This window comes from Tenacibaculum ascidiaceicola (genome assembly GCF_047470925.1).
Taxonomy (GTDB): domain Bacteria; phylum Bacteroidota; class Bacteroidia; order Flavobacteriales; family Flavobacteriaceae; genus Polaribacter; species Polaribacter discolor.
In genome coordinates this window covers 1-3,241 of the sequence record NZ_JAZKJP010000014.1, presented here as the reverse complement: position 1 = coordinate 3,241, position 3,241 = coordinate 1, and the positions used below count along the sequence as shown (strand labels likewise).

At 46.9% G+C, this 3,241-nt stretch carries 2 rRNA genes; both read right to left on the bottom strand.

The window, feature by feature from the left end:
- Positions 1 to 20: 20 nt before the first annotated feature.
- A 5S ribosomal RNA gene (gene rrf / locus VBY68_RS16050) occupies positions 21 to 129 on the bottom strand.
- Between the two features lie 102 nt (positions 130 to 231).
- Positions 232 to 3,102, bottom strand: a 23S ribosomal RNA gene (locus VBY68_RS16045).
- Between the last annotated feature and the right edge of the window lie 139 nt (positions 3,103 to 3,241).

Sequence of the window (3,241 nt, the reverse complement as noted above, 5' to 3'; positions counted from 1 at the left end):
TAAAAGATTGAGGTTTAAAAGAAAGGCAACGACCTACTCTCCCACCAGTGGCAGTACCATCGGCGCTAATGGGCTTAACTTCTCTGTTCGGAATGGTAAGAGGTGAGCCCCATTGCGATAATCACCTTAAATCGTTTCAGTATATTTCAACTGTATAAGTTAACATATTAGTAAAATCATATCATAAATTCATCAAAGAGTTGCGCTTCCCCCCACTAGGAGGGGAAGACTGTACATAAGCCTATGGGTTATTAGTACTACTCAGCTACATACATTACTGCACTTACACTTATAGCCTATCAACGTGGTGATCTTCCACGACCCTTTAAAGAAATCTCATCTTGTGGTGGGTTTCGCGCTTATATGCTTTCAGCGCTTATCCCTTCCCGACGTAGCTACTCTGCAGTGCCCCTGGCGAGACAACAGATACACTAGAGGTCAGTCCAACTCGGTCCTCTCGTACTAAAGTCAGATCCACTCAAATTTCTAACGCCCACAGCAGATAGAGACCGAACTGTCTCACGACGTTCTGAACCCAGCTCGCGTGCCACTTTAATGGGCGAACAGCCCAACCCTTGGGACCTTCTCCAGCCCCAGGATGTGACGAGCCGACATCGAGGTGCCAAACCCCCCCGTCGATGTGAGCTCTTGGGGGAGATCAGCCTGTTATCCCCGGAGTACCTTTTATCCTTTGAGCGATGGCCCTTCCATGCGGAACCACCGGATCACTATGCTCTACTTTCGTACCTGATCGACCTGTATGTCTCTCAGTCAAGCTCCCTTATGCCATTGCACTCTACGCACGGTTACCAAGCGTGCTGAGGGAACCTTTAGAAGCCTCCGTTACTCTTTTGGAGGCGACCACCCCAGTCAAACTACCCACCACGCACTGTTCTCATTGCTGAGTTAGGCTCTAGATAAGCAAAGGGTGGTATTTCAAGGATGACTCCACAACGCCTAGCGACGCCGCTTCAAAGTCTCCCACCTATCCTACACATTACTTATCCAAAGTCAATACGAAGCTATAGTAAAGGTTCACGGGGTCTTTTCGTCCCGCTGCGGGTAATCGGCATCTTCACCGATACTACAATTTCACCGAGCTCATGGCTGAGACAGTATCCAGATCGTTGCACCATTCGTGCAGGTCGGAACTTACCCGACAAGGAATTTCGCTACCTTAGGACCGTTATAGTTACGGCCGCCGTTTACTGGGGCTTCATTTGATTGCTTCGCCGAAGCTAACAACTCCACTTAACCTTCCAGCACCGGGCAGGTGTCAGGCCTTATACATCATCTTTCAATTTAGCAAAGCCCTGTGTTTTTGATAAACAGTCGCCTGGATCTTTTCACTGCGGCCCTACCGGAGTAGGGCGACTCTTCTCCCGAAGTTACGAGTCTATTTTGCCTAGTTCCTTAGCCATGAATCTCTCGAGCACCTTAGAATTCTCATCCCAACTACCTGTGTCGGTTTACGGTACGGGTTCTTATAATCTGAAGCTTAGAGGTTTTTCTTGGAAGTTTTTAGGCACACTATCCACGCATCCGAAGACTTGTGGTACTATCACACTTCAGCTAAACCGGCGGATTTGCCTACCAGTCTAATACCTAAATGTTTCAACGAACTATTCCGTCAGTTCGCGGTGCTTTCACTACTCCGTCACCCCATCGCAATTATAAGAAGTACAGGAATATTAACCTGTTGTCCATCGACTACTCCCTTCGGATTCGCCTTAGGTCCCGACTAACCCTCAGCTGATTAGCATCGCTGAGGAAACCTTAGTCTTTCGGTGAGGGGGTTTCTCGCCCCCTTTATCGTTACTTATGCCTACATTTTCTTTTCTATACGTTCCAGCATGCCTCACAGCACACCTTCAGCACATATAGAATGCTCCCCTACCACTTTAAAAGTCCATAGCTTCGGTAATATGTTTATGCCCGATTATTATCCATGCTCGACCGCTCGACTAGTGAGCTGTTACGCACTCTTTAAATGAATGGCTGCTTCCAAGCCAACATCCTAGCTGTCTGGGCAGTCAAACCTCGTTTTTTCAACTTAACATATATTTGGGGACCTTAGCTGATGGTCTGGGTTCTTTCCCTCTCGGACATGGACCTTAGCACCCATGCCCTCACTGCTGAGAAACATTTTATAGCATTCGGAGTTTGTCAGGAATTGGTAGGCGGTGAAGCCCCCGCATCCAATCAGTAGCTCTACCTCTATAAAACTTTGTCTCAACGCTGCACCTAAATGCATTTCGGGGAGTACGAGCTATTTCCGAGTTTGATTGGCCTTTCACCCCTACCCACAGGTCATCCAAAGACTTTTCAACGTCAACTGGTTCGGTCCTCCACTGTGTGTTACCACAGCTTCAACCTGCCCATGGGTAGATCACTCGGTTTCGCGTCTACTACTACTAACTATGGCGCCCTATTCAGACTCGCTTTCGCTACGGCTCCAGACCTTAAATCTTTAACCTTGCTAGCAACAGTAACTCGTAGGCTCATTATGCAAAAGGCACGCCGTCACACAGTAAATGTGCTTCGACCGCTTGTAGGCGTACGGTTTCAGGTTCTCTTTCACTCCCTTACTTAGGGTTCTTTTCACCTTTCCCTCACGGTACTAGTTCACTATCGGTCTTTCAGGAGTATTTAGCCTTACCGGATGGTCCCGGTGGATTCATACAGGATTACACGTGTCCCGCACTACTCAGGGTACTGCTATGTCCTCTTCGATTACCTATACGAGACTATCACTCTCTGCGGTTCGTCTTTCCAAACGATTCTAGTTCTCTAAGATTCTAATGTCGCAGCCCTACAACCCCAATATTGCCGTAACAACATTGGTTTGGGCTAATCCGCGTTCGCTCGCCACTACTAACGGAATCACTTTTGTTTTCTCTTCCTATGGTTACTTAGATGTTTCAGTTCACCACGTTTGCTCACCCGTAGGTGTGACATGTCTTCAACATGCCGGGTTGCCCCATTCGGAAATTTACGGATCATAAAATATGTGCTTCTCCCCGTAACTTATCGCAGCTTATCGCGTCCTTCTTCGCCTCTGAAAGCCTAGGCATCCTCCATACGCCCTTATTTAGCTTATTGTACTTTTTGCTGTAGCATCTCTACTACAACGAGCTCTTTATAATTCTTGTTCTTATAAAAATATTTTGTTAGATATTATCTAACTCTCTATCTTGATTCTTTACGATATCATTTTACCAATATGTCAATGAACTTGTGG